Below are 23,656 nucleotides of genomic sequence, written 5' to 3'. Positions count from 1 at the left end.
CGGAAGCGCGATCAGGCGGGGCGCTGCCCGCGCTTGACCTGCGGCTTCGGCAGGCGCAGAACGCGCATCTGGAACGCACGCATGGCCGCGTACCAGCGGACGCCGCGCTCGACGGATGCCTCACCGAACTTCGCGCCGAGCTTCTTTTTCACCTGGATGCCGAGCCAGATCGCATCGAGCACGGCGACGCCGAAGAAAGCCCAGAGCAGCAGCATTGCGTAGACCTGGATCGTCGCCGGGAAGAGCGTGAGGATGATCACGAGGAACATGACCGGGATCAGGAACTCACCGATGTTGAAGCGGGAGTCGACGAAGTCGCGCACGAAGCGCTTCTGCACACCGCGGTCGCGAGCCGGGAGGTAGCGTTCTTCTCCCGCGGCAAGGCCAAGTCGAGCTTTCTCGCGGGCTTCGGCCGTCTTCGCCCGTGCTGCCTTCGCTGCTTCCTTGCGGTCGCCTGGAACGAGTGGGCGCTTGTTGAGCGCTTCACGTTCTTTCCTGGTCGGTGTTGGGCGGCCCTTGCCGGCGGCGACGCGGGCGGCCGTCTCCTGGGCGGTTTCGATCATGGGCTCGGAAGACGAGTCTGGGGTGTGCTTGGTCACGATAAGTCCTTGCGCTGGATATCTCTTAAGATTACCTGCATGACCGATACCGCCGAGCACGTTCCTTCAGTTCCCTCCGCCGTCGACGGAGCCATCAGGGAGGCTGTTGCGACCGGGCTCCCGTCGACGATCGCCGATCTGTCCAGACTGGTGCGGATTCCGAGTGTCTCGTGGGCGGCCTTCGACCCTGCGCACGTGCGGCAGAGCGCGGAAGCAGTCGCCGCGCTGGCCGAGGAAACGGGCGTGTTCGACACCGTCGAGATCCGGCAGGCACCGATCGGGCAGGGCAGCGAGCTCGGCCAGCCGGCCGTGCTCGCGACCCGTCGCGCGAGGAACGGGCGGCCCACCGTGATGCTGTACGCCCACCACGACGTCCAGCCTCCAGGCAAGGATGAGGACTGGGACTCCCAGCCCTTTGAACCGACCGTCCGCGGGGACCGCATCTACGGCCGAGGCGCCGCCGACGACAAAGCAGGGGTGATGGCGCACATCGCCTCGCTCCGTGCGCTCACCGAGACGGTCGGCGACGACCTCGACCTCGGCCTCGCGCTGTTCATCGAGGGGGAGGAGGAGTTCGGGTCCCGCTCGTTCGCCAACTTCCTGGCCGAGAACCGGGATGCCCTCGCCGCGGATGCCATCATCGTCGCGGATTCAAACAACTGGGATGAGAAAACCCCAGCCCTGACCATCGGACTGCGCGGCAATGTCACCTTCCGCCTGACGATCCGCACCCTGGAGCATGCTTCGCACTCGGGGATGTTCGGGGGAGCCATCCCCGATGCCATGCTCGCCGGCATCCGCTTGCTCGCGACCTTCTGGGATGACGCCGGGTCTGTCGCCGTGGACGGATTGACCCGGTACGAGGGGTCGACACCCGAGTACTCGGAAGAGCAGCTCCGTGCTGAAGCCGGCCTTCTTCCCGGCACCCAGCCGGTGGGTACCGGCTCGATCCTCAGCCGCATCTGGTCGCAGCCGTCGATCACGGTCACCGGCATCGACGCGCCGACCGTGGCGAATGCGTCGAACACGCTGTCCCCGGTCATCGCCGTCAAAGTGAGTGTCCGGGTGGCGCCCGGCCAGACGGCCAGGGCGGCCGCTGAGGCAATCGAAGCGCACCTGATGGCGAACACGCCGTTCGGCGCGACGATCGAGATCGACGAACTCGACCTCGGCGACCCGTTCCTGGTCGACACGAGCGGGCACGCGGTCGGCGAGGCGAAGCGTGCGATGGCGGATGCCTGGGGAGTGGAGCCGGTCGAGCTGGGGGTCGGTGGCTCGATTCCGTTCATCGCCGACCTCGTCCGTGAGTTCCCCGAGGCCGAGATCCTCGTCACCGGAGTGGAGGACCCCCACTCACGAGCTCACAGCCCGAACGAATCACTTCACCTCGGTGTTTTCCATCGTGCGATCCTCGCCGAGGCTTTGCTGCTCGGCCGTCTCAACGCACAAACGCGCTGACACGGCGCCCGGGAATTCTCGCAGGCCATCCCCGGTTGGGATGCGTAGAATGAATTTTCGCAACGGCGCAAGTACGACAGACCACGCAAGTACGACATACCAAGGAGAGTCATGAGCGACACGACGCTGACATCCGCCCCGCCCGCCCACGGAGTCGGGCTGAGCGACACGGCAGCAGCCAAGGTGAAGAGCCTGCTCGAGCAGGAAGGCCGTGACGACCTCCGGCTGCGCGTCGCGGTCCAGCCGGGCGGCTGCTCCGGGCTCATCTACCAGCTGTACTTCGACGAGCGCATCCTCGACGGTGACACGACCGTGGACTTCAACGGCGTCGAGGTCGTTGTCGACAAGATGAGTGTCCCGTATCTGGACGGCGCTTCGATCGACTTCGAGGACACCATCCAGAAGCAGGGTTTCACCATCGACAACCCGAACGCAGGCGGCAGTTGCGCTTGCGGAGACAGCTTCCACTAGGCGGATATTCAGCTTTTTGTGCAGGGGACGCGCCGGGAACGGCACGTCCCCTGCAGCGTTTAAGCCCGGCTGAGCCGCCGAATTCCGCCCCACTGCACCGAAATGGTCCAGAGCCGGCTGCGGTATCGGGCTAGACTGATGGCTGAAATAACACTGTCATCGAAAGGTCCCAGGTGCGCTCGAATCGTCGACTCCGATGGGCTGCTATACCGGTTGCCATCACGCTCGCCGTGGTATTGGCCGGCTGTACCCAGGCCGAACTACACGGCTATCTTCCAGGTTTTGTTGAGGGCGAACCGCCCGTCACCAACCACACCGAGCGGGTAGCCGGTCTGTGGGTCACCTCGTGGATCATCCTCCTTCTCGTGGGCCTGCTCACCTGGGGGCTCATCATCTGGGCCATCGTGGTCTACCGCCGCAGGAAGGGCCAGACCGGCCTTCCCGTCCAGATGCGCTACAACATGCCGATCGAGATCTTCTACACGATCGTGCCGCTGATCCTCGTCCTCGGTTTCTTCGCCTTCACGGCGCGGGACCAGGCCGCGATCGAGACGCAGTATGAGGACCCCGACGTCGAGATCTCGATCTTCGCGAAGCAGTGGGCCTGGGACTTCATCTACGAAGAAGCGGTGGACGGCGAGGATGTCTGGTTCGCAGGCGTCCAGGGTGAGCAGGAAGAAGGGGCCGCCGCAGGCACCATCGACCAGGAGAAGCTCCCGACGCTGTACCTGCCCGTCGGCGCCGACGTAAGAATCGCACTCGAATCGCGCGACGTCATCCACTCGTTCTGGGTCATCGACTTCCTCTACAAGAAGGACATGTTCCCCGGAAAGACCAACTACATGTCGTTCTCTCCTGAGCGTGAAGGCACCTACGCCGGCAAGTGCGCCGAGCTCTGCGGCGAGTATCACTCGCTGATGCTCTTCAACGTCGAGGTCGTTTCGCAGGCCGAGTACGACGACTACCTGCAGTCGCTGGCCGACCAGGGCAACATCGGAGAGTTCGGCGACGAATTTTCCCGCAACGCCACGCTTCCGGGTATCGACGCGCCGGAACGTCCCGAGGAGGGAAACTAGCCATGGCTACCACCATCGAGATTCCTGCTGGACAGGCCCGTGTGCTGAACCGGAATACGGTGCAGCGCAAGGGGAACGTCCTCGTCAACTGGATCACCTCCACCGACCACAAGACGATCGGGTACATGTACCTGATCTCCTCGTTCCTGTTCTTCTGCATCGGCGGCGTGATGGCCCTGATCATCCGTGCGCAGCTGTTCGAACCGGGCCTCAACCTGCTCGAAACGAAGGAACAGTACAACCAGCTGTTCACCATGCACGGCACGATCATGCTGCTCATGTTCGCGACGCCGCTGTTCGCCGGGTTCGCCAACGCGCTTATGCCCCTGCAGATCGGTGCCCCGGACGTCGCGTTCCCGCGACTGAACGCCTTCGCATTCTGGCTTTTCCTGTTCGGCAGTCTCCTGGCCGTGGGCGGGTTCCTCACCCCTCAGGGTGCAGCCTCCTTCGGCTGGTTCGCGTATGCACCGCTCTCAAGCACAACGTTCACGCCGGGCATCGGCGGTAACCTCTGGGTGCTCGGCCTGGCGCTGTCCGGGTTCGGAACAATCCTCGGTGGTGTGAACTTCATCACCACGATCATCACCATGCGCGCTCCCGGCATGACCATGTTCCGGATGCCGATCTTCACCTGGAACACGCTCGTCACGTCGCTGCTCGTCCTGATGGCCTTCCCGGTTCTCGCTGCGGCCCTCTTCGCGCTCGGCGCAGACCGAGTCTTCGACGCGCACATCTATGACGCCGAGAACGGCGGAGTGATTCTCTGGCAGCACCTGTTCTGGTTCTTCGGCCACCCCGAGGTCTACATCATCGCCCTGCCGTTCTTCGGCATCGTGAGTGAGGTCTTCCCGGTCTTCAGCCGTAAGCCGATCTTCGGATACAAGACGCTGGTCTACGCGACGATCGCGATCGCCGCCCTCTCCGTCACGGTGTGGGCACACCACATGTACGTGACCGGGTCGGTCCTGCTGCCGTTCTTCGCACTGATGACAATGCTCATCGCGGTTCCGACCGGCGTGAAGATCTTCAACTGGGTCGGCACGATGTGGCGGGGGTCCGTTACCTTCGAGACGCCCATGCTCTGGGCGATCGGCTTCCTCATCACCTTCACGTTCGGTGGACTCACCGGTGTCATCCTGGCGTCGCCGCCGCTCGACTTCCACGTCTCTGACACATACTTCGTCGTGGCGCACTTCCACTACGTCGTGTTCGGTACCGTCGTCTTCGCAATGTTCAGCGGGTTCTACTTCTGGTGGCCCAAGTGGACCGGCAAGATGCTCAACGAGAGGCTCGGCTACTGGCATTTCTGGCTGCTCTTCATCGGCTTCCACACGACGTTCCTCATCCAGCACTGGCTCGGGGTCGTCGGGATGCCGCGTCGTTACGCGACGTACTCGCCCGAGGATGGTTTCACCTGGATGAACCAGCTGTCGACGGTCGGCTCGATGATTCTCGCGCTGTCGATGCTTCCGTTCTTCCTGAACGTGTACATCACGGCCCGCAAGGCGCCGAAGGTGACCGTCAACGACCCGTGGGGTTACGGCGGATCGCTCGAATGGGCGACATCCTGCCCGCCACCTCGTCACAACTTCACGTCGATTCCGCGCATTCGTTCAGAGCGTCCGGCCTTCGATCTGAACCACCCCGAAGCCGGCATCCCCGTTGGCGTCGGCCCGGCGAAGGACGCCCCGGATGCCCCGACGTACGATCTCGCGGAAGGTGAAGTGAAGTAATGAAAGCGAACGTCAACCTTTTCTGGATCCTCGCGGGCTTCTTCGCGATCGCCGATGTGACGTACATCGTCTGGAGCCTCAACGATCCATCCCACGGCACCATTGAATGGGCCGGCGCGACAGCGCTCACACTGTCGGTGCTTTTGGCGCTGTTCCTCGGCTTCTACCTCAACCGGGTGCACCGTCACCAGGGTGGGGAGCTACCGGAGGACATCCTCAGCTCGAACATCGATGACGGCGACCCGGAGCTCGGCCACTTCGCTCCGTGGAGCTGGTGGCCCATCATCCTCGCCGGTGGTGGAGCGCTCATGATGCTCGGCTTGTCGGTCGGCTTCTGGATCTCGTTCATCGCGGTTCCGGTGCTGGTGGTCTCTGTCGTCGGCTGGACTTACGAGTTCTACCGCGGGTACCACGCCCACTGACACCGGCAACACCCGAAACGGCCAGGCACTGATGTGCCTGGCCGTTTCGGGTTTGGCGGGGTTTGCCGCGCTTCCATGCTTCAAATTCAGGAGGTTCGGTCCTTCGGATTCAGGCGGCTCCGGCCTTCAGGCCTTCAGAACCAGCAGATCCGGGCCGACTCGCCTTCCGGAGGGCGCGACACTCCGACGCTCAGGCAGGATCGCCTGAATTCGGGGTGCGACGGAGGGTGAGGACGGTGACGGATGCCGTGACGATACCAGGAGCATCCGGCGCGCGGTCCGTGGTGAGCGCATGATGGGCTGACGGGCCCATCCCCAGCAAGAGTTCGAGCGCTTCGCCGTCGAGCGTCATCTGGAACTCGACCTCGGTGCGTTCGACCTCATCGAACCAGGGCTCAGCTGTGCGCACCAGGTCGTCGGCCTTGCCCTCAGGGATGTCGAGGGCGAGACCGGCAGCGCGCGCTTCGTGGAGGTGGTTGCCGGTGGGCACGACGGCAACCAGGCATCCGTCGATATCGAGCACCCTGGCGAATTCAGGAAGATTTCTGGGGGCGAAGACGCTGAGCAGAATGTCCCGTGACGCATCGGCGAGGGGGAGTGGCTGCCAGACGTCGAGTACCAGTCCAACGGCTCCCGGGACGCTGTTCACAGCGGTTCGGACGGCGGCAGGCGACAGGTCAGCTGCGAGGATGTCTCCGGCGTCGACAGCGCTGCTGACCGCGTCGAGATAGTAGCCGGTGCCGCAGCCGATCTCAGCGATCCGGGCGCCGGCACCTGTAACGGCGTTCGAAGATGCCCCGGCTACCGCGTCAGCGATCGGCTGGTACGCCCCCGTCGCGAAGAACCGGGCGCGCGCGGCAAGCATCTCGGCGCTGTCCCCGACCACCCGGGTTTTCGGGGGCAGGAGGGACACGTAGCCGCGCTTGTTCACATCGAACCGGTGCCCGTTCGCACAACCGAGAACGAGCGTACCGGTAGGGGAGAGCGGAACAGTGCCGAAACCGGCTGAGAAACAGATCGGGCAGCGAAGCCCCCCTGCCAAACGGTGGAGGGTCAACGCTGCCCGATCGTGTTGAAGGAACTCGTCCTAGTGGTGGTTGGAGGATTCGATCTCGGCCCGTGTGATCGGGTCGATGCGGTCTTCGAAGAACCACCGTGAGAGGACCGCCCGTGCGCGCTGGGCCACGGTGATACGTCCGCGCGAGTCCGGGCGGATCATCAGCGGCTGGTAGGACTCGTGGCTGACGAGCTTCCAGCGCTCGAAGTCATCGACAGGTTCGTGCACCTCGATGTACTCGCCACCGGGCAGACGGACGATGCGGCCAGACTCGTAGCCGTGGAGCGCGATCGAGCGATCCTTCTTCTGCAGCGCGAGGCAGGTGCGCTTCGCGATGAAGTAGGCGATGACCGGTCCGAGGAACAGCAGCACCTGCAGGGTGTGGATGACACCCTCCATCGTGAGCTTGAAGTGAGTCGCGATGATGTCCGAGCTCGCAGCAGCCCACAGGACGGCGTAGAACGTGACGCCGGCTGCGCCGATCGCCGTGCGGGTCGCCGCGTTGCGGGGACGGTCGAGGATGTGGTGTTCCCGCTTGTCGCCGGTGATCCACGCCTCGATGAACGGGTAGAACAGCACGAGCATGATGAACACGCCGACCAGGGTGAGTGGAATCAGGATCCCGAACGAGAAGGTGTGGTCGAAGAGAACAACATCCAGGTGCGGGGGAGCCAGTCGCAGGACGCCGTCGGCGAAGCCGATGTACCAGTCAGGCTGGGTACCTGCGGAGACCGGGGACGGGTCGTACGGGCCGTAGTTCCAGACCGGGTTGATCGTGAACAGCGACGCGATGAGCATGACAACACCGAAGACGATGAAGAAGAACCCACCGGCCTTCGCTGCGTACACCGGGAGGATCGGGAATCCGACGACGTTCTGCTCGGTGCGTCCTGGGCCGGGGTACTGGGTGTGCTTGTGCACGACGACGAACAGCAGGTGCAGGGCGATGAGCACGAGGATGATCGCCGGAAGCAAAAGGATATGGAGGGAGTACAGGCGACCGACGATCGCTGTGCCGGGGAACTCGCCGCCGAAGAGGAGGAACGAGGTCCACGTGCCGATGAGCGGAATGCCCTTCACCATGCCGTCGATGATCCGCAGGCCGTTACCGGAGAGCAGGTCATCAGGTAGTGAGTAACCGGTGAAGCCTTCAGCCATGGCGAGGATGAAGAGGACGAAGCCGATCACCCAGTTGAGCTCACGCGGCTTGCGGAAGGCACCGGTGAAGAAGATGCGCAGCATGTGCAGGCCGATCGAGGCCACGAACAGCAGTGCTGCCCAGTGGTGGACCTGGCGCATGAGAAGGCCGCCACGGATGTCGAAGGAGATGTCGAGGGTGGATGCCATTGCCGCCGACATCTCGACGCCCTTAAGCGGCACGTACGAGCCGTCGTAGTGCACCTCGGCCATCGACGCATCGAAGAAGAACGTCAGGAACGTTCCCGAGAGAAGGATGATGACGAAGCTGTACAGCGCCACTTCACCGAGCAGGAACGACCAGTGGTCGGGGAAGATCTTGCGACCGAGTTCCTTGACGGCGGTCGAGATGCTCGTCCGCTCGTCAATGTAGTTCGACGCGGCTGCCGTGAAACCGCCGGACTTCTTCGCCGGTACGGCTGGTCTTGGTTCGGCCGGGGCCGTGACGGTGTTCAATGACGCTCCCAGAAACTCGGGCCAACAGGTTCGCGGAAGTCGCTCTGGGCGATGAGGTAGCCCTCGTCATCGATCGCGATCGGAAGCTGCGGAAGGGGACGTGCCGCGGGTCCGAAGATCACGGCGCAGTGGTTGGTGACATCGAACTGCGACTGGTGGCACGGGCAGAGCAGATGGTGGGTCTGCTGCTCGTACAACGCCACGGGGCATCCGACGTGGGTGCACACCTTCGAGTATGCGACGATTCCGTCGTACGACCAGTCCTTCTTGTCCTCGTCTTCGACGAGGTCTTCAGGCTTGAGCCGCATCAGCAGGACGATGGCCTTTGCCTTCTCCTCGAGGTAGCCCTCGGAGTGTCCGACGCTGGCCAGCTTTTCGGGGATGACGTGGAAGACCGACCCAATCGTGACATCGGATGCCTTGATCGGCAGTCCGGAGGGGTCGCGGGCAAGCTTGTCGCCGGCTTCCCACATCGTGTGCTTGAGCAGGTCGACCGGGTTCTCGTTCTCGGGGGCGAGCCCGCGGAACAGGACGATGGCCGGGAGCGGGAACGCGATGAGCGCACCGATCAGGCTGTTGCGGATCAGGGAACGACGACCGAAGCCGGACTCCCGGTTGGCCTCATCGAAGATCTCAACGGCGCGTGCCCTGGTGTCTTCCGAGCCGCGCACCGGGTGACGCATGTCGATGCCCTCTTGGTCGTGCATGAGGGCCTTACCCCAGTGCACGGCTCCGATGCCGATCGCCAGCAATGCCAGGGCGAGACCGAGACCGATCATGAGGTTGTTCATCCGGACGGAGCCGATGTCCTCCGGAATGATCGGGAACGCCATGTATGCCGCAATGGCCAACACGCTGCCGACGATGGAGAGGTAGAAGAGCGTGTAAACCGTACGCTCAGCGTTCTTCTCCTTCTTCGGGTCAAGGTCGGTGACCCGGGCGCGGTGAGGGGGGAATCCTGGGTTCTGGACCGCATCCCTGGCCACAACCGCCGTGCCGACGGCGTGTTCGGTGCCGTGGCCGGTGCTCGACGAGTCGGCAGCGGCGATGTCCGTGCCGCTGTTACCGTCCTGTGCCATGTTGCTCCTTCATAATTCTGCGCATTCTTCTAAAGCCTCGTGCCTAGTTCGACCGTGCTGTGATCCACACGGTAATCGCGACGATGGTGCCGAGACCGAAAATCCAGAGGAAGAGTCCCTCAGCGACCGGCCCGAGCGAACCGAGCTGGTTTCCGCCTGGTGAGGGGTTTTCTTCCATAAATTTGAGTGCCGAGATGACATCTCGCTTGTCTTCGGGGGTGAGGTTCGCGTCGTTGAAGACGGGCATGTTCTGCGGTCCGGTGACCATTGCCTCGTAGATGTGCGCGGGCTCGACGCCCGACAGGCTTGGTGCCCACTTGCCCTCGGTGAGGGCGCCTCCGGCACCGGCGACGTTGTGGCACATGGCGCAGTTGATGCGGAACAGTTCGGCACCGTTGGCGACGTCGCCCTCGCCGTCGAGGAGAGACTCGTCGGGGATAGCGGGGCCGGGGGCGATGGATGCAACGTACTGTGCCATCGACAGGATCTGCTCGTCGGTGAACTGGACGGGCTTGTCCGGGGCCTGCGGGCCGTGGGCCTGCATCGGCATCCGTCCCGTTCCGACCTGGAAGTCGACGGCAGCCGCGCCGACGCCGATCAGGCTCGGAGCGTTCTCCGTGCCCTCAAGCGCGAGGCCGTGGCAGGAGGCGCAGTTCGCCGCGAAGAGCTTCTCGCCCTCCTCAACACTCGCCGCGCTGACCACAGCGGGAACTTCGGCGCTTGCGGTGCTCGTCGAGAAGGCGGCGTAAGCGCCACCGGTGAAGAGAAGGCCGACGGCGAGAAGCGAAATCGTGGCGAGCGGGCCGCGGCGGCGTGCTTTCCGGCTCTTGGAGGCGGAGGGGGATGTTGTCCTGGGCATTGCTGTGCTTTCTCCGGTTGCTATTGAAGTACGTAGATGACGAAGAAGAGGCCGATCCAGACGACATCAACGAAGTGCCAGTAGTAGGAGACGACGATGGCGCTCGTCGCTTCCTTGTGACCGAACGACTTGACGGCGTACGCACGACCGATCACGAGGAGGAATGCGATGAGCCCTCCGGTGACGTGGAGGCCGTGGAAACCGGTAGTGAAGTAGAACGCGGAACCGTATGCGTTGGACGACAGCGACACGCCTTCGCTCACGAGGATGGCGTACTCGTAGATCTGGCCGGCTACGAAGATGGCGCCGAGAGCGTAGGTGAGGAAGAACCACTCGACCATTCCCCACTGGGAAGGCTTCCAGCCGACGGACCGGGGCTGCATCCGCTCAGCGGCGAAGACGCCGAACTGGCAGGTGAACGATGAGCTCACCAGGATGATCGTGTTGACCGTCGAGAACGGAACGTTCAGCAGGGCGGTCTCGCTGGCCCAGAGGTCCGGTGCTACCGACCGGAGGGTGAAATAGATCGCGAAAAGTCCCGCGAAGAACATGACCTCACTGCCGAGCCACACGATGGTGCCTACAGCGACAGTGTTTGGCCTGTTGATCTTCGGGGCTCTCGCCGCATAGTTCAATGAAGTGCTCGTCACTTCTCCATTATGGCCGATATCCCAGCCGGATTTTCGCATTCCCAGCCCCGGCGGCAAGTCTCGTAGGTTAGGCAACGCTCACAACGGGCAGGGAATCCGCCGTGAATGCGCCGTCAGTCGCTCGGTCGATACCATTTGAGCTATGTCTGATTCTCCAAGCTGGCCCTACGTCCTCACGACCCTCCTCGGGGGAGACGATCTCAGCGTTGCCGAAGCGACGTGGGCGATGGAGCAGGTCATCAGCGGTGAAGCGTCGTCGGCGCAGATCGCCGGCTTTCTCGTGGCGCTGCGGGCGAAGGGGGAGTCGGTCAACGAAATCGTCGGTTTCCGGGATGCGATCCTCGAGAAATCGGTGTCGCTACCGGTTGACTCCATGGCTCTGGACATCGTCGGAACAGGCGGCGACCGGTTCGGAACCGTGAACATCTCCACCATGGCCTGCCTTGTGGTCGCCGCAAGCGAGGTTCCCGTCATCAAACACGGGAACAAGGCGGTGAGCTCGACCTCCGGCGCCAGCGATGTGCTGTCTGAACTCGGAATCGACCTGACCCTGTCGCCGGAGGCGGTGGCATCCGCCCTCACCGAGACCGGCATCACTTTCGCTTTCGCATCCGCGTTCCACCCCGGTTTCCGGCACGCGGCCCCCGTGCGCGCCGAACTCGGGATTCCGACCGTCTTCAACTACCTCGGGCCGCTCTGCAACCCCGCGCGGCCCGAGGCGTCCGCCGTCGGCGTCGCCCAACTGGACCGGGTGCCCCTGTTCGTCGGTGTATTCCAGACGCGCGGCGCCACGGCGCTCGTGTTCCGCGGCGATGACGGACTCGACGAGCTCACAACCACCGGGCACTCGCACATCTGGGAGATCAGCCGCGGCCTCGTCACCGAGCACGACCTGGACCCGCGCGACCTCGGGATTCCGCGGTCGAAGATGAGCGATCTCGTCGGAGGGGGCCCTCGACACAATGCCGACGTCGTGCGCCGCGTCCTGGCGGGGGAGCAGGGCCCAGTGCGGGACATCGTCCTGCTGAACGCCGCAGCAGGGCTTGTGGCGTACCGCCTCGCCGAGGACCCGTCGCAGATGCAGGTCAGCATCCTGGACCGGTTCCAGGCGCAGCTCGGAATCGCGCGCGAGGCGGTCGATTCCGGCCGGGCGGCCGCGAAGCTGGAGGAATGGGTCCGCGCAACCCAAGGGCGGGCGTCGGCGTCCTGAACCCCTTACGCCTCGGCGGCACGGCAGCTAGGTTGTGGAGTGGCTGCCTCAGTCAGGGGCAGGTTCCGGTTCGCGAATAGCAGGAGAGTTCCAATGAAGAAGCTCATCAACGACCCCAAGAATGTCGTCCCCGAATCGGTCGAGGGTTTCGCCTCGGCGCACGCAGACATCGTACGGGCATCCACCGACCCGATCTTCATCGTCCGGTCGGATGCCCCGTCAGGCAAAGTGGGCATCGTTTCAGGGGGCGGCAGCGGACACGAACCGCTCCACGGGGGATTCGTCGGTTTCGGGATGCTCGACGCCGCCGTTCCTGGCGCTGTCTTCACATCGCCGACCCCGGATCCGATTGTCGCCGCTACAGCGGCGGTCGACGGGGGGCGTGGTGTGCTGCACATCGTCAAGAACTACACGGGGGATGTGCTCAACTTCGAAACGGCGGCCGACCTTGCCGCGGTTGACGGTATTGAGGTTCGCAGCGTGGTCGTCAATGACGACGTCGCCGTGCAGGACTCGCTCTACACTGCCGGGCGCAGGGGAGTGGCAGGCACGGTACTGGTCGAGAAAATCGCCGGCGCGTCCGCCCAACGAGGCGACTCGCTCGACGACGTCGCCGCTGTGGCCGAGAAGGTGATCGCGCAGGTGCGCTCCATGGGGGTGGCGCTGACGCCGTGTGTGGTTCCGCACGCCGGAGAGCCGAGCTTCGCCCTCGAGGACGATGAGATGGAGATCGGCATCGGAATCCACGGTGAGCCTGGCCGGGAGAAGATCAAGCTGCAGCCGGCCGACGCCATCGTCGACCGCCTCCTCGGCCCGATTATCGACGACATCCCGTTTGCGTCAGGAGACAAGGTCCTGCTGCTCGTCAACGGCATGGGCGGGACACCGCAAATCGAGCTCTACATCATCTACCGCCGGGCGGCACAGGTGCTCGCCGAGCGAGGGATCGAGGTCACTCGGTCTCTCGTGGGCAACTTCACAACATCCCTCGAGATGCAAGGCATGTCGCTTTCGGTGCTCAAGCTCGATGATGAGCTGACCGAGTTGTGGGACGCACCGGTGCAAACGGCCGCCCTCCGCTGGGGACGCTGAGAACGTGACGGAACGACGAAAGGACATTCGATGAGCCTGAATACCGACTGGGTTCTCAACTGGGTCAGGGCGAGCGCGGCCGTCATCGCGGAGAACCGGGTGGAGTTGATCAGGCTCGACCGGGAGATCGGTGACGGCGACCATGGCGAGAACATGGATCGGGGCTTCTCCGCGGTGCTTCCCAAACTCGACGACCTCGCCGACGATGCCCTTCCGGCCGATGTGCTCAAGCTCGTCGCAACGACCCTCATCTCGACAGTCGGCGGGGCATCCGGGCCGCTGTACGGGACCGCGTACCTCAAGGCTGCCGGGGCCGTGGCGGATCTCGGAGAGCTCGATGGAGCCGCTGTCACCGGGCTCCTGCGTGCCGCCCGCGACGGGATCGTGCTCCGCGGCAAGGCCGAGACCGGCGACAAAACGATGATCGACGCCTGGAGCCCGGCGGTCGACGCTGCTGACGCGGCCCTGGCAGGCGGATCGAGTCCAGCCCAGATCCTTCAGGCCGCGGCCGACGCTGCGGCTGCAGGAGCGGAGGCAACCGAGCCGCTTGTCGCCAGGAAGGGACGGGCTAGCTATCTGGGCGAACGGGCGATCGGTCATCGGGATCCAGGAGCCCAGTCCACGTCCCTCCTGCTGCGCGCCGCCGCGGATGTCGCCGGTACGGCGGCCACAGCATGAGCATTGGACTTGTCTTCGTATCGCACAGCGCACGGATCGCCGAAGGCCTCGTCGATCTTGCGCGGCAAATGGCGCCTGATGTGTCGCTCGAGGCCGCAGGCGGCACCGATGACGGCGGAATCGGCACGAGTTTCGATCGGATAACCGCGGCGATCGCCGCGGCGGACACCGGTGACGGGGCCGTTCTGCTCTGCGACCTCGGTTCAGCCATCCTCACCGCTGAGACCGCGCTGGAGTTCCTCGACGCTGAGCAGAGGTCACGCATCCTTCTCGTCGACGCACCGCTGGTCGAGGGAGGCGTCGCCGCTGCTGTTGCGGCGCAAACCGGTGAGGACCTGGCCGCCGTGGCTGCTGCGGCCCGAACGGCGTCGGGAGCGGCGGCGGGAGCGGCTCCGACGCCGGTGCCCGGGGAGCCCGATGCCGGTGCGGCCGGATACTCCCGGGTCGTCACCATCATCAACCGCGACGGGCTGCACGCAAGACCGGCCGCCGATTTCGTCAAACTGGCCAGCACATTCCCCGTCCGGGTGACCGTGAACGGCAAAGACGCGAAGAGCCTGCTGGCGATCATGGCGCTCGGCCTCGTTCGAGGCAGGGACGCCGAGATCTCGACGCAGGACCCGAACGGCGTTGAAGCGGTCGACGCCCTCGCCGACCTGGTGGCATCCGGCTTCGGCGAGGAATGAATCTCGAAACGAGTGCATACCAGTTCCGTGCCCTTTCGTCAAATCGGCGCTACCATGGCGTATGGTCCGATCAAAGAAGACGGAGACCACGGACGGTCGACTGGTTCGCTCGGCCGCGTGGATCGACCGAAAGTTGATGCCGGTGTTCGGCCCTCCGCCGATTACCGAAGGCACCGATGACGACGCTGACGGCGTCGGTCCTGCCTGCCCGGTATGCGGGCATCCGATGTCGGAGCACACCATCGATCACTCGACGCGCAACGCCGTTCTCGAGTGCCCGGCGCCCATCGACCACAATCTTGAGCACCCGAATCACTCACCGCTGGACGAATTTGGGATGCCGCTGCGCGGCCCGCGGCGGCCGGCCAAGAACTCTCAATGACGCGCCCGCAGACCCTGTCGCCCGCTGAAACCTCGGATGAGCTGCGGGGGAGTGCGTTCCGTCATGCGTCCGGGGCCCTCTCGGGATCGTTCCGCACACCCGATTTCGCGACGGGCGCCCGGCTCGTCGCTCTGGTCGCTGAGATCGCTGAGGCAATGAACCATCACCCGGACGTCACCCTGGGCTGGGGTTCGGTGACTTTCGCGCTGACGTCCCACGATGCCGGGGGAGTGACGGCGAGGGACCTGGAGCTGGCGCGGCGCATCAGCGCGGCTGCGAAGGAGCTTGGCATCGAGCCGGAGTCCTCCAGCGGCGGATGACCTGACGAAGCCGCGCGAATTGTGACGCGAAGCGGTGCGGGCATCCGTCGCGCCAGATAGCGCCGGTGGTGCGAGATATCCTCCCCCGATGTGGGGGAGAAGTAGGTAAACAAACGACGCTACGTTGAGCACATCGGAAACCCGAGCATTGCTCAGCGAATCTCTCTTCGGGCGCTCCGACTCCACCTGTAACCCCGACATGCAGGAGCATCGATGACGCCTCCCGAGACCCGACGCATGCGTCGCGCCTCATCACAGCCACAACTCCCATTTGACTGCTGTGTCGTCGGTGCAGGACCGGTCGGCCTGGCCTGTGCGCTCGAGGCGGCGGATGCCGGCATGTCGGTTCTTCTGGTCGACGCGGGATCGGCTCGGTCCGTCCGGAAGAACGTTCCCGAGCGGGCCGACGGGCCAGACATCATCGTCGACCCCGACCGGCATGCGCCGATCGAGCACGTGACCCGGAGCGGCATCGGCGGGACGTCGTGGCTGTGGGGCGGCCGCTGTGTTCCATTCGAACCCATCGACTTCGAATACCGCGATTTCGTGCCTGACTCTGGTTGGCCGATCACGATCGACGACATCAGGCCGTTCGAGGCCGCCGCCGTCGATTATCTCGACTGTGGTGAGGCCAATTTCCGGGCGGATGCTGCCGAATGGGCGGGTCTCGGTGATTTCACGATGTCGCAACTGGAGCGGTGGTCCAGGCAGCCCAGGCTTGGGGATCGCCTCGGCCGGCGTGTGCAGGAACATCCCGGCATCACGGTTCTCGGCGACTCGCCGGTCGTCGACATCGATTTCGCCCCCAACGGCGAGGCCTACACGCTCGTCGTGGAGTACCGGGGCCGACGCCGCCGCATCGCGGCGACGAACTACGTCCTCGCGATGGGTGGCCTGGAGACCACGCGGCTGCTGCTGACGCTCCAGCGTTCGCATCCCGCGATGTTCGGTGGCGTCGACGGGCCCCTCGGCCGCTATTACATGGGTCATGCAGCCGGCCACGTCGCCGACCTCGTCCTGGACGAACCCGAACGGGCCAGGGAACTGGACTTCCACCGAGGCGCGGAGGGAACGTACCAGCGGCGACGATTCACCCTGTCCGGGGCTGCCCAGCGCCGGGAGCGGATCCTCAACACCAGCTTCTACCTCGACAATCCGCCGTTCCACGACGTCAAGCACCGCAATGCCACGCTCTCGCTCGTGTACCTCGCGCTGGTGATCCCGTTCGTCGGGCGGCGCGTCCTCGCGGAGCGCATCCGGCTCCGGCACATCGGAGCGCCTCCTCGCCGGATCGGCGCCCACCTGACCAACGTGCTCCGGCGCCCGTGGCGCGCTGCGGCCGACGTGGGCGACATCCTCCGGTATCGCTATTTCTCCGCGGTCCGGAAACCCGGCTTCATCCTGCGGAATGAATCCGGTCGTTACGCGCTCCGGTACCACGCCGAGCAGATCCCGAATGCCGACAGCCGCATCGCCCTCGTCCCCGGCGGGGGATCGCGGCTGACCATCGATTACCGGTACACCGACCACGACATCGATTCCCTGCTGCGCTGCCACCAGTTGCTCGACGCGAGGCTGCGCGCGGCCGGGGTTGGGCGCCTCGAGTACGTCGCACCCACCGAGGAGGGCGTGCGAGAGTCGATCTGGGAGCAGGCCATCGGTGGCGTCCACAGCGTCGGGACGACGAGGATGAGTGTGGACCCCGACGACGGCGTCGTGGACGCGGACTGCAGGGTCCATGGGTCCGCGAACCTGTACATCGCTTCGAGCAGTGTCTTCCGCACGACGGGAGAGGCGAATCCGACGTTCCTCGCGACGTGCCTTGCCGTCCGCCTGGCGAACCACCTCGCCAGGAAGACGGTGGATGTGTCGACGGTGCATGCCGAGGACGTCACGGTCGCCGGCGGTGGTGCGGAGTCGGCTGCGGCCTGACCGGTTCACTCGTTCCGGATGCGGTCACCCGGCGCGCCAGGTGTATTTGTCCGGGGCAGGTGCGGAGGCGGCGTGCTGGGCGTGGGGAGGGGTCGAGGCGCTCCCACATCGCTTTGTTGACATAATGTGCATTATCGGCATCAAACGGGAAGGGGCCGGCTGGCAAGGGCGAATCCGGCGAACCCCTTCTGAATTGCTGCGGAGAGCATCCGCTGTGCGCCTCCTGCAGGACGGATGCCTCGCCGTTCGTGGGGCGCCGTCCGCCGGTCGCCGCTTGTGGCTCGCCGCTCATGACTCGTCGCTCAACTGGCGCAGATGTCGATTCTTCGTCGTAGAAAACGACGTGTGCGTCAGATGGCGCCACACTAGGCGCGCTGTGCGTCGCGTTCGCATGACGCTCATGTCTGGTTTCCGGCCCCAACGCCGACACGTGCGTCAGATGGGCGCAAGTGCCCAGGCGCCGTGCCACTCCCCACTTCGAGACAGTGCCGCTTGATTACTTGACATAATACGAGCGCTGCGTCCGCTACGCACCAACGTACGTCGCGAGATGCTCCCCGGTCACTGTGGTCCTCGCGGCGACCAGATCGACCGGTGTGCCTTCGAAGACGATCCGGCCCCCGTCGTGTCCAGCCCCAGGGCCAAGGTCGATGATCCAGTCGGCGTGGGCCATGACGGCCTGGTGATGCTCGACGACGATGACGGATTTGCCGGAGTCGACGAGGCGGTCTAGCAGGCCGAGCAGGTTCTCGACGTCGGCGAGGTGCAAGCCAATGGTGGGTTCGTCGAGCACGTAGATCCCGCCCTTCTCGGCCATCTGGGTGGCGAGCTTGAGCCGTTGCCGCTCCCCGCCGGACAGCGTCGTGAGCGGTTGACCGAGGCTGAGATAGCCGAGACCGACATCGGCCAGCCGGTCCAGGATGGCGTGCGCGGCAGGGGTGCGCGCCTCCCCCGCCCCGAAGAACTTCTCGGCCTCGGTGACCGACATGGCCAGCACTTCGCTGATGTCCTTGCCCCCGAGCTTGTACTCGAGGACTTCGGCCTGGAACCGCTTGCCCTCACACACCTCGCAAGGAGATTCGACCGTCGCCATCATGCCGAGGTCGGTGTAGATGACGCCGGCGCCGTTGCAGACCGGACACGCGCCCTCCGAGTTGGAGCTGAACAGGGCAGGCTTCACGCCGTTCGCTTTGGCGAACGCCTTGCGGATCGGCTCGAGCATCCCGGTGTATGTCGCCGGGTTGCTGCGGCGTGACCCGCGGATCGCGCCCTGGTCGATGGACACGACACCGGCGCTGGCGGGAATCGACCCGTGCACGAGCGAGCTCTTTCCTGAACCGGCGACACCGGTGACCACAACGAGCACACCGAGCGGGATGTCGACATCGACGTCCTGCAGATTGTGTTTCGACGCCCCTCGGATTTCGAGGGACCCCTTCGGCGTTCGCACCGTCTTCTTGAGGGCGACGCGGTCGTGGAGGTGACGCCCGGTCAGGGTGTCACTCCCCCGCAGCTCGTCGAGGGTGCCCTCGAAGCAGATGGTGCCGCCCGACGTACCTGCGCCAGGTCCCAGGTCGACGATGTGGTCGGCGATGGCGATCATTTCCGGCTTGTGCTCGACGACGAGCACCGTGTTGCCCTTGTCGCGCAGCTGCAGAAGCAGCTCGTTCATCCGCTCGATGTCGTGCGGGTGCAGGCCGATGGTGGGCTCGTCAAAGACGTAGGTCACATCGGTCAGCGACGACCCGAGATGCCGGATCATCTTCGTGCGTTGGGCTTCACCGCCGGAGAGCGTGCCTGCCGGGCGGTCGAGCGACAGGTAGCCGAGCCCGATCTCGACGAACGAGTCGAGTGTGTCCTGCAAGGCGACGAGGAGCGGCGCCACCGATGGCTCGTTGAGCTTGCGTACCCACGCGGCGAGGTCGCTGATCTGCATCGCGCATGCTTCGGCGATGTTGAGACCGGCCACCCGGGACGACCTGGCACCTTCGTTGAGGCGGGTCCCGTTGCAGTCGGGGCAGGTTGTGAAGGTGACTGCACGGTCCACGAAAGCGCGGATGTGCGGCTGCATCGCTTCACGGTCCTTGGAGAGGAACGACTTCTGGACCTTCGGGATCAGGCCCTCGTAGGTCATGTTGATGTCGCCGATCTTCACCTTCACCGGTTCGCGGTAGAGGAAGTCGTTCAGCTCTTTCTTGGTGTAGTCGCGGATCGGCTTGGCCGGGTCGAGGAACCCTGAGCCGGTGAAAATCTTCACCCCCCACCCGTCAGCCGTGTAGCCGGGGATCGTCATCGCGCCGTCGGCGAGGGATTTGGAGTCGTCGTACAGTTGGGAGAGGTCGATGTCGTTGACCGTGCCCATGCCTTCGCACCGCGGGCACATGCCGCCGGTGATCTCGAAGCTGCGCCGTTCTTTCAGCGTCTTTCCGCCGCGTTCGACGGTGACGGCCCCCGCGCCGCTGATCGAGGCGACGTTGAAGGAGAACGCCTGTGGCGACCCGACGTGGGGCTGGCCGAGGCGGCTGAAGATGATGCGGAGCATCGCGTTGACGTCGGTGGCCGTGCCGACCGTCGATCGGGAGTTCGCGCCCATGCGCTCCTGGTCGACGATGATGACGGTCGTCAGCCCTTCGAGGACGTCTACGTCCGGGCGAGCCAGCGAAGGCATGAACCCTTGAAGGAAGGCACTGTAGGTTTCGTTGATCATCCGCTGCGATTCGGCGGCGATCGCACCGAACACCAGGGAGCTCTTCCCCGACCCGGAGACACCGGTGAACACGGTCAGCCGGCGCTTCGGGATCTCAAGGCTGATGTCCTTGAGATTGTTCACCCGCGCGCCCTGCACCCGGATCCGATCGTGGTTGTCGGCCACGTGGGATGCACTCGCCCGCGTCTGGGTGTCCGTTGTGGTGATCGTACTCATCCTGGCTCCGTCCGTCCCAGGGGGCGTTTGCGCGGTGTGCGCGCCCCCGCCGCGGCGTGGCCGGCTTCGTTACCGGTCGCTCCGACGGTGGGCAGTTTACCCTCTGGGTCGGACGGTGGCATCCGCTCAGCGATCGAATGGATGCGCCGCTCGATCCGCGTGCTCCGCGGTTGCTGAGCTCTGTTTGCCAGGCAGTGGTTACTGGCCCGCGAAGTCTGTGGTGTCGCCGACGTAGCGGGTGTTCTCGGCGGGAATCGTCTCAACCGCAGCCGCGGTGACCTCTGCGGCGAACTCGCCCACGTTGTAGAGCTTGCCCGCGGCATCCTTGCGCGCGCTGATCGCGCCCGGGTTCGCCCGTTCCAGCAGCGTGGCGGTGATGGTGCCCTCGATCATGTCGCCGGAGACGACCACAAACTCGATGCCCTTGTCGGCCAGTTCCGGGATGCGGGCACGGAGGGCATCCTCCCCCGCGCGCTTGGACTGGGCGACGGGCTCATACTCGGGCATCGTCGGCGTGGTGCGAATGAAATGCGCCTGGTGGCTCGTCACGAACACGACGCGGGATCCGCTGCTGAGCAGCGGCAGGGCGGCATCGAGCACGTTCAGCTGCGCGTCACGGTTGAGCTGCATGGCGTAATCGGCGGCCATGCCGCTCTCCATTCCGCCTGAAGCGTTGAGGACGAGAACGTCGAGGTGGCCGTACTTCTCGGCGACGGTGTCGAACATCGCCATGACGGATGCCGGGTCGGTCAGGTCGGCGCCGACGGTGATGGCGGTGCCGCCTGCTGCGCGGATCTGGTCGGCGAGCTTGACGGCGCGCGCCTCTTTGTTGCGGAAGTTGATGACGACGTTGGCGCCCGCCTCGGCGAAGTAACGAACGGTGTCGGCGCCGATGCCGCGGGACGATCCGGTGACAAGGACGTTCTTGCCGGTGAGCGAACCTGCGGCGAGGGGGTTGGACATGGGCACTCCTTCAAGACGGGTGGCGTTGCCGGGCAGCGGCAATCCCAGCCTTTGAGACTAGCAAGAACTCGCCGCAGGCAACGGCCCACCTGCTAGATTCAGGAGTAACACTGGCCCCAGTGGCGGCGGCCGGGAGAGGCGTGACATGGACTGGATCGAACAGTATTCATGGGTGGTCTGGCTGGTGCTGATCCTTCTGTTCATCACCATCGAGATGCTGAGCCTCGAGTTCACCTTCCTCATGCTGGCGATCGGCAGCACGGTGGGTCTTGTGGCCGGTCTTCTCGGCGTGCCGTGGTGGGCCCAGTTCCTGATCGGAGCCGCGGCATCCGTCCTGCTCCTGCTCCTCGTCAAGCCCCCGCTCCTCCGTGCGCTCCGCAGGGGCGAAGACCCCGCCAAGAGCAACGTCGACGCCCTGCTGGGTTCCCGCGGCCAGGTCGTGCAGACCGTCTCAGGTCACGGCGGCCAGGTCAAGCTGTCGAACGGTGAACTGTGGACCGCAATCGTGCCCACCGACTCTCCCATTTCGAGTCTGGAACCGGGCACCGCCGTTCGGGTTCTCGCGATCGAAGGAGCGACCGCCGTGGTCGTGCCGAATGAAAGGAAGCTCCAGTGAACCCAGCTGAACTCGTCGGGACGACCGTGGGATGGATTCTCGGGATCGTCGTTCTCATCTTCATCCTGGTGGTGCTGTTCCGGGCCATCCGGATCATCCCCCAGGCCACGGCCGGCGTCGTCGAACGTCTCGGCCGTTACCACAAGACGCTGCAACCCGGACTGAACCTCCTGGTGCCGTTCGTCGACCGGGTCCGTCCGCTGATCGACATGCGTGAACAGGTCGTCTCCTTTCCACCACAGCCGGTGATCACCGAAGACAACCTCGTCGTCTCGATCGACACCGTCGTCTACTTCCAGGTGACGGATGCCCGCGCCGCCACGTACGAGATCGCCAACTACCTCGGCGCCGTCGAGCAACTCACCACCACCACACTCCGTAACGTCGTCGGTGGCCTCAATCTTGAAGAGGCGCTCACCAGCCGCGACAACATCAACGGACAGTTGCGCGTCGTGCTCGATGAGGCCACCGGAAAGTGGGGCATCCGGGTCGGCCGCGTCGAACTCAAGGCCATCGACCCGCCCCTGTCGATTCAGGACTCGATGGAGAAGCAGATGCGTGCCGAGCGGGACCGTCGCGCGCTTATCCTCACCGCAGAGGGAACGAAGCAGTCGGCGATCCTCACGGCTGAGGGTGCCAGGCAGGCGGCTATCCTCAGCGCCGAAGGTGATGCGCGAGCCGCTGTGCTCCGCGCGCAGGGTGAGGCCCAGGCGATCACCACCGTCTTCGACGCGATTCACCGCGGTAACCCCGACCCCAAACTGCTGGCCTACCAGTACCTGCAGACCCTGCCGAAGCTCGCCGACGGGTCCGCGAACAAGCTGTGGATCATTCCGTCCGAGCTGACCGAAGCCCTCAAGGGGCTTGGGAAGGCGTTCGTGCCAGGCAAAGGCGACGGCGGGCAGCCCTCTCAGACGGCCCCCAACGCGGAGATCCCGTCGAGCATCCTCCCGCCGGACGCCCCGCCGGCGTCCCCTCCCCCTGCGTCCCCTCTTCCGCCGGTGTCCGAGTAGGGGATGGCACTCGAGCGCGCGGATTCGCGGTACTTCGAACCGGCGGGTCCGCGCGTTCTCGCGCACCGGGGGCTTGCCCTCGACGTGCCGGAGAACACGATCGCCTCATTCCAGGCTGCGGTGGACGTCGGGGCGATCTACCTGGAAACGGATGCCCACGCGACCGCCGACGGGATCGCGGTTCTCGTCCACGACCCGGAGATCGTGGTGGACGGAGTGTCGCACGCCGTGAGGAACCTTAGCCTCGCTCAGCTTCGCCAGCTCGACCTGGGCGGCGGCCATCGTGTGCCCACCCTCGCCGGGGCGCTCGTCACTTTCCCGACGGCGCGTTTCAATATCGACGTCAAGTCGGAACAGGCGGCAGGACCGGTGGCGCGCACCGTCCTCGCCGAGCGCGCAGGCGACCGGGTCCTGATCACCTCTTTCGATGAAGGCCGGCGGATGCGTGCTGCGGGGTCCATCCCCGGCGTGGCGTCGTCGGCGTCATCCCAGCGCATCACGCGGGCTTTTCTCGGCGCACGCGCCGGATCGGCTGCCCTCGTCCGTGCCGCGCTCGGCGGCATCCGCTGTGTCCAGATCCCTGAACGGCATCGGAACGTTCGCCTGGTCACCCGCCAGACTATTCGGACTTTCCACCGCGCTGGCGTTGAGGTGCACGTGTGGACGGTGAATTCCCCGGACGACATGCACCGGCTCCTGGATATGGGGGTGGACGGCATCATCACTGACCGCACGGACCTGGCCATCCCGTTGCTTGCCGCACGACGCTCATAGCCTGAGCGAA

Annotated in this window: 23 protein-coding genes; 15 read left to right on the top strand and 8 right to left on the bottom strand. The window is 65.0% G+C overall.

The window, feature by feature from the left end; translation table 11 throughout:
- Positions 1-11 precede the first annotated feature (11 nt).
- Positions 12-599, bottom strand: a complete 588-nt coding sequence (locus BM197_RS06105; RefSeq protein WP_245762416.1) for a DUF3043 domain-containing protein — start codon at positions 597-599, stop codon at positions 12-14.
- Between the two features lie 39 nt (positions 600-638).
- Between BM197_RS06105 and BM197_RS06100 the strand changes: the two genes are divergently transcribed.
- The 5 genes from BM197_RS06100 (at position 639) to BM197_RS06080 (ending at position 5,759) form a co-directional block, all read left to right on the top strand.
- Positions 639-2,057: a dipeptidase gene (locus BM197_RS06100; RefSeq protein WP_090709806.1), complete on the top strand. Its 1,419-nt coding sequence runs from the start codon at positions 639-641 to the stop codon at positions 2,055-2,057.
- A gap of 111 nt (positions 2,058-2,168) precedes the next feature.
- Complete coding sequence (gene erpA, locus BM197_RS06095) at positions 2,169-2,528, top strand: iron-sulfur cluster insertion protein ErpA (RefSeq protein ID WP_090709805.1); 360 nt, start codon at positions 2,169-2,171, stop codon at positions 2,526-2,528.
- A 173-nt stretch (positions 2,529-2,701) separates the two neighbouring features.
- Positions 2,702-3,604, top strand: coding sequence for an aa3-type cytochrome oxidase subunit II (gene ctaC, locus BM197_RS06090; RefSeq protein WP_090709803.1), 903 nt, complete (start codon positions 2,702-2,704; stop codon positions 3,602-3,604).
- A 2-nt stretch (positions 3,605-3,606) separates the two neighbouring features.
- Complete coding sequence (gene ctaD, locus BM197_RS06085; protein ID WP_090709801.1) at positions 3,607-5,337, top strand: aa3-type cytochrome oxidase subunit I; 1,731 nt, start codon at positions 3,607-3,609, stop codon at positions 5,335-5,337.
- Positions 5,337-5,759 (top strand): cytochrome c oxidase subunit 4, encoded by a 423-nt coding sequence (locus BM197_RS06080; RefSeq protein WP_090709799.1) that lies wholly within the window; start codon positions 5,337-5,339, stop codon positions 5,757-5,759. Before ctaD ends, BM197_RS06080 begins: the two co-directional genes overlap by 1 nt.
- 190 nt (positions 5,760-5,949) lie before the next feature.
- Here BM197_RS06080 and BM197_RS06075 read toward each other — a convergent pair whose 3' ends face one another.
- The 5 genes from BM197_RS06075 to ctaE are packed head-to-tail and all read right to left on the bottom strand — an operon-like array spanning position 5,950 to position 11,096.
- Positions 5,950-6,801, bottom strand: a complete 852-nt coding sequence (locus tag BM197_RS06075; protein ID WP_342714558.1) for a putative RNA methyltransferase — start codon at positions 6,799-6,801, stop codon at positions 5,950-5,952.
- A 45-nt stretch (positions 6,802-6,846) separates the two neighbouring features.
- Positions 6,847-8,469: a cytochrome bc1 complex cytochrome b subunit gene (gene qcrB, locus BM197_RS06070; protein WP_090709795.1), complete on the bottom strand. Its 1,623-nt coding sequence runs from the start codon at positions 8,467-8,469 to the stop codon at positions 6,847-6,849.
- Entirely contained in the window at positions 8,466-9,548 is a 1,083-nt protein-coding gene (gene qcrA, locus BM197_RS06065; protein WP_090709793.1) for a cytochrome bc1 complex Rieske iron-sulfur subunit, read from the bottom strand. The genes qcrB and qcrA overlap by 4 nt, the downstream gene beginning before the upstream one ends.
- Before the next feature lie 43 nt (positions 9,549-9,591).
- Positions 9,592-10,407, bottom strand: a complete 816-nt coding sequence (qcrC, locus tag BM197_RS06060) for a cytochrome bc1 complex diheme cytochrome c subunit (protein ID WP_090709791.1) — start codon at positions 10,405-10,407, stop codon at positions 9,592-9,594.
- Between the two features lie 20 nt (positions 10,408-10,427).
- Positions 10,428-11,096, bottom strand: a complete 669-nt coding sequence (gene ctaE, locus BM197_RS06055; RefSeq protein WP_090709790.1) for an aa3-type cytochrome oxidase subunit III — start codon at positions 11,094-11,096, stop codon at positions 10,428-10,430.
- Between the two features lie 103 nt (positions 11,097-11,199).
- On the opposite strand from ctaE, the gene trpD reads away from it, so the two are divergent.
- From trpD to BM197_RS06020, 7 genes are all read left to right on the top strand, one after another.
- Entirely contained in the window at positions 11,200-12,267 is a 1,068-nt protein-coding gene (gene trpD / locus BM197_RS06050; RefSeq protein ID WP_090709788.1) for an anthranilate phosphoribosyltransferase, read from the top strand.
- Positions 12,268-12,360: 93 nt separating this feature from the next.
- Entirely contained in the window at positions 12,361-13,359 is a 999-nt protein-coding gene (dhaK, locus tag BM197_RS06045) for a dihydroxyacetone kinase subunit DhaK (protein ID WP_090709787.1), read from the top strand.
- A 30-nt stretch (positions 13,360-13,389) separates the two neighbouring features.
- A complete protein-coding gene (gene dhaL, locus BM197_RS06040; protein WP_090709785.1) occupies positions 13,390-14,037 on the top strand; it encodes a dihydroxyacetone kinase subunit DhaL in 648 nt (215 codons plus the stop codon).
- Entirely contained in the window at positions 14,034-14,723 is a 690-nt protein-coding gene (dhaM, locus tag BM197_RS06035; RefSeq protein ID WP_090709783.1) for a dihydroxyacetone kinase phosphoryl donor subunit DhaM, read from the top strand. The genes dhaL and dhaM overlap by 4 nt, the downstream gene beginning before the upstream one ends.
- 136 nt (positions 14,724-14,859) lie before the next feature.
- Positions 14,860-15,105: a hypothetical protein gene (locus BM197_RS06030; protein WP_143095014.1), complete on the top strand. Its 246-nt coding sequence runs from the start codon at positions 14,860-14,862 to the stop codon at positions 15,103-15,105.
- Complete coding sequence (locus tag BM197_RS06025; protein ID WP_090709779.1) at positions 15,102-15,425, top strand: 4a-hydroxytetrahydrobiopterin dehydratase; 324 nt, start codon at positions 15,102-15,104, stop codon at positions 15,423-15,425. The genes BM197_RS06030 and BM197_RS06025 overlap by 4 nt, the downstream gene beginning before the upstream one ends.
- A 213-nt stretch (positions 15,426-15,638) precedes the next feature.
- Positions 15,639-17,357 carry a GMC oxidoreductase gene (locus tag BM197_RS06020; RefSeq protein ID WP_245762415.1) on the top strand — a complete coding sequence of 573 codons (1,719 nt, stop codon included), beginning with the start codon at positions 15,639-15,641 and terminating at the stop codon, positions 17,355-17,357.
- Positions 17,358-17,883: 526 nt separating this feature from the next.
- Here BM197_RS06020 and BM197_RS06015 read toward each other — a convergent pair.
- Complete coding sequence (locus BM197_RS06015) at positions 17,884-20,280, bottom strand: ATP-binding cassette domain-containing protein (RefSeq protein WP_090709777.1); 2,397 nt, start codon at positions 20,278-20,280, stop codon at positions 17,884-17,886.
- Between the two features lie 198 nt (positions 20,281-20,478).
- Complete coding sequence (locus BM197_RS06010; RefSeq protein ID WP_090709775.1) at positions 20,479-21,243, bottom strand: SDR family oxidoreductase; 765 nt, start codon at positions 21,241-21,243, stop codon at positions 20,479-20,481.
- 145 nt (positions 21,244-21,388) lie between these two features.
- Here BM197_RS06010 and BM197_RS06005 point away from each other — a divergent pair, with 145 nt between their 5' ends.
- The 3 genes from BM197_RS06005 to BM197_RS05995 are packed head-to-tail and all read left to right on the top strand — an operon-like array spanning position 21,389 to position 23,646.
- Positions 21,389-21,859, top strand: a complete 471-nt coding sequence (locus tag BM197_RS06005) for an NfeD family protein (protein ID WP_090709773.1) — start codon at positions 21,389-21,391, stop codon at positions 21,857-21,859.
- The gene (locus tag BM197_RS06000) at positions 21,856-22,872 is read left to right on the top strand and encodes an SPFH domain-containing protein (protein ID WP_090709771.1); all 1,017 of its coding nucleotides are present in this window, start codon (positions 21,856-21,858) and stop codon (positions 22,870-22,872) included. Before BM197_RS06005 ends, BM197_RS06000 begins: the two co-directional genes overlap by 4 nt.
- Positions 22,873-22,875: 3 nt before the next feature.
- Positions 22,876-23,646 (top strand): glycerophosphodiester phosphodiesterase family protein, encoded by a 771-nt coding sequence (locus tag BM197_RS05995; RefSeq protein WP_090709769.1) that lies wholly within the window; start codon positions 22,876-22,878, stop codon positions 23,644-23,646.
- Positions 23,647-23,656: the final 10 nt, after the last annotated feature.

Origin of the sequence: Mycetocola miduiensis (genome assembly GCF_900115155.1) — a bacterium.
Classification (GTDB): domain Bacteria; phylum Actinomycetota; class Actinomycetes; order Actinomycetales; family Microbacteriaceae; genus Mycetocola_A; species Mycetocola_A miduiensis.
Note: the sequence above shows the minus strand (reverse complement) of the source record. Positions and strands in the feature narration are given on the sequence as shown.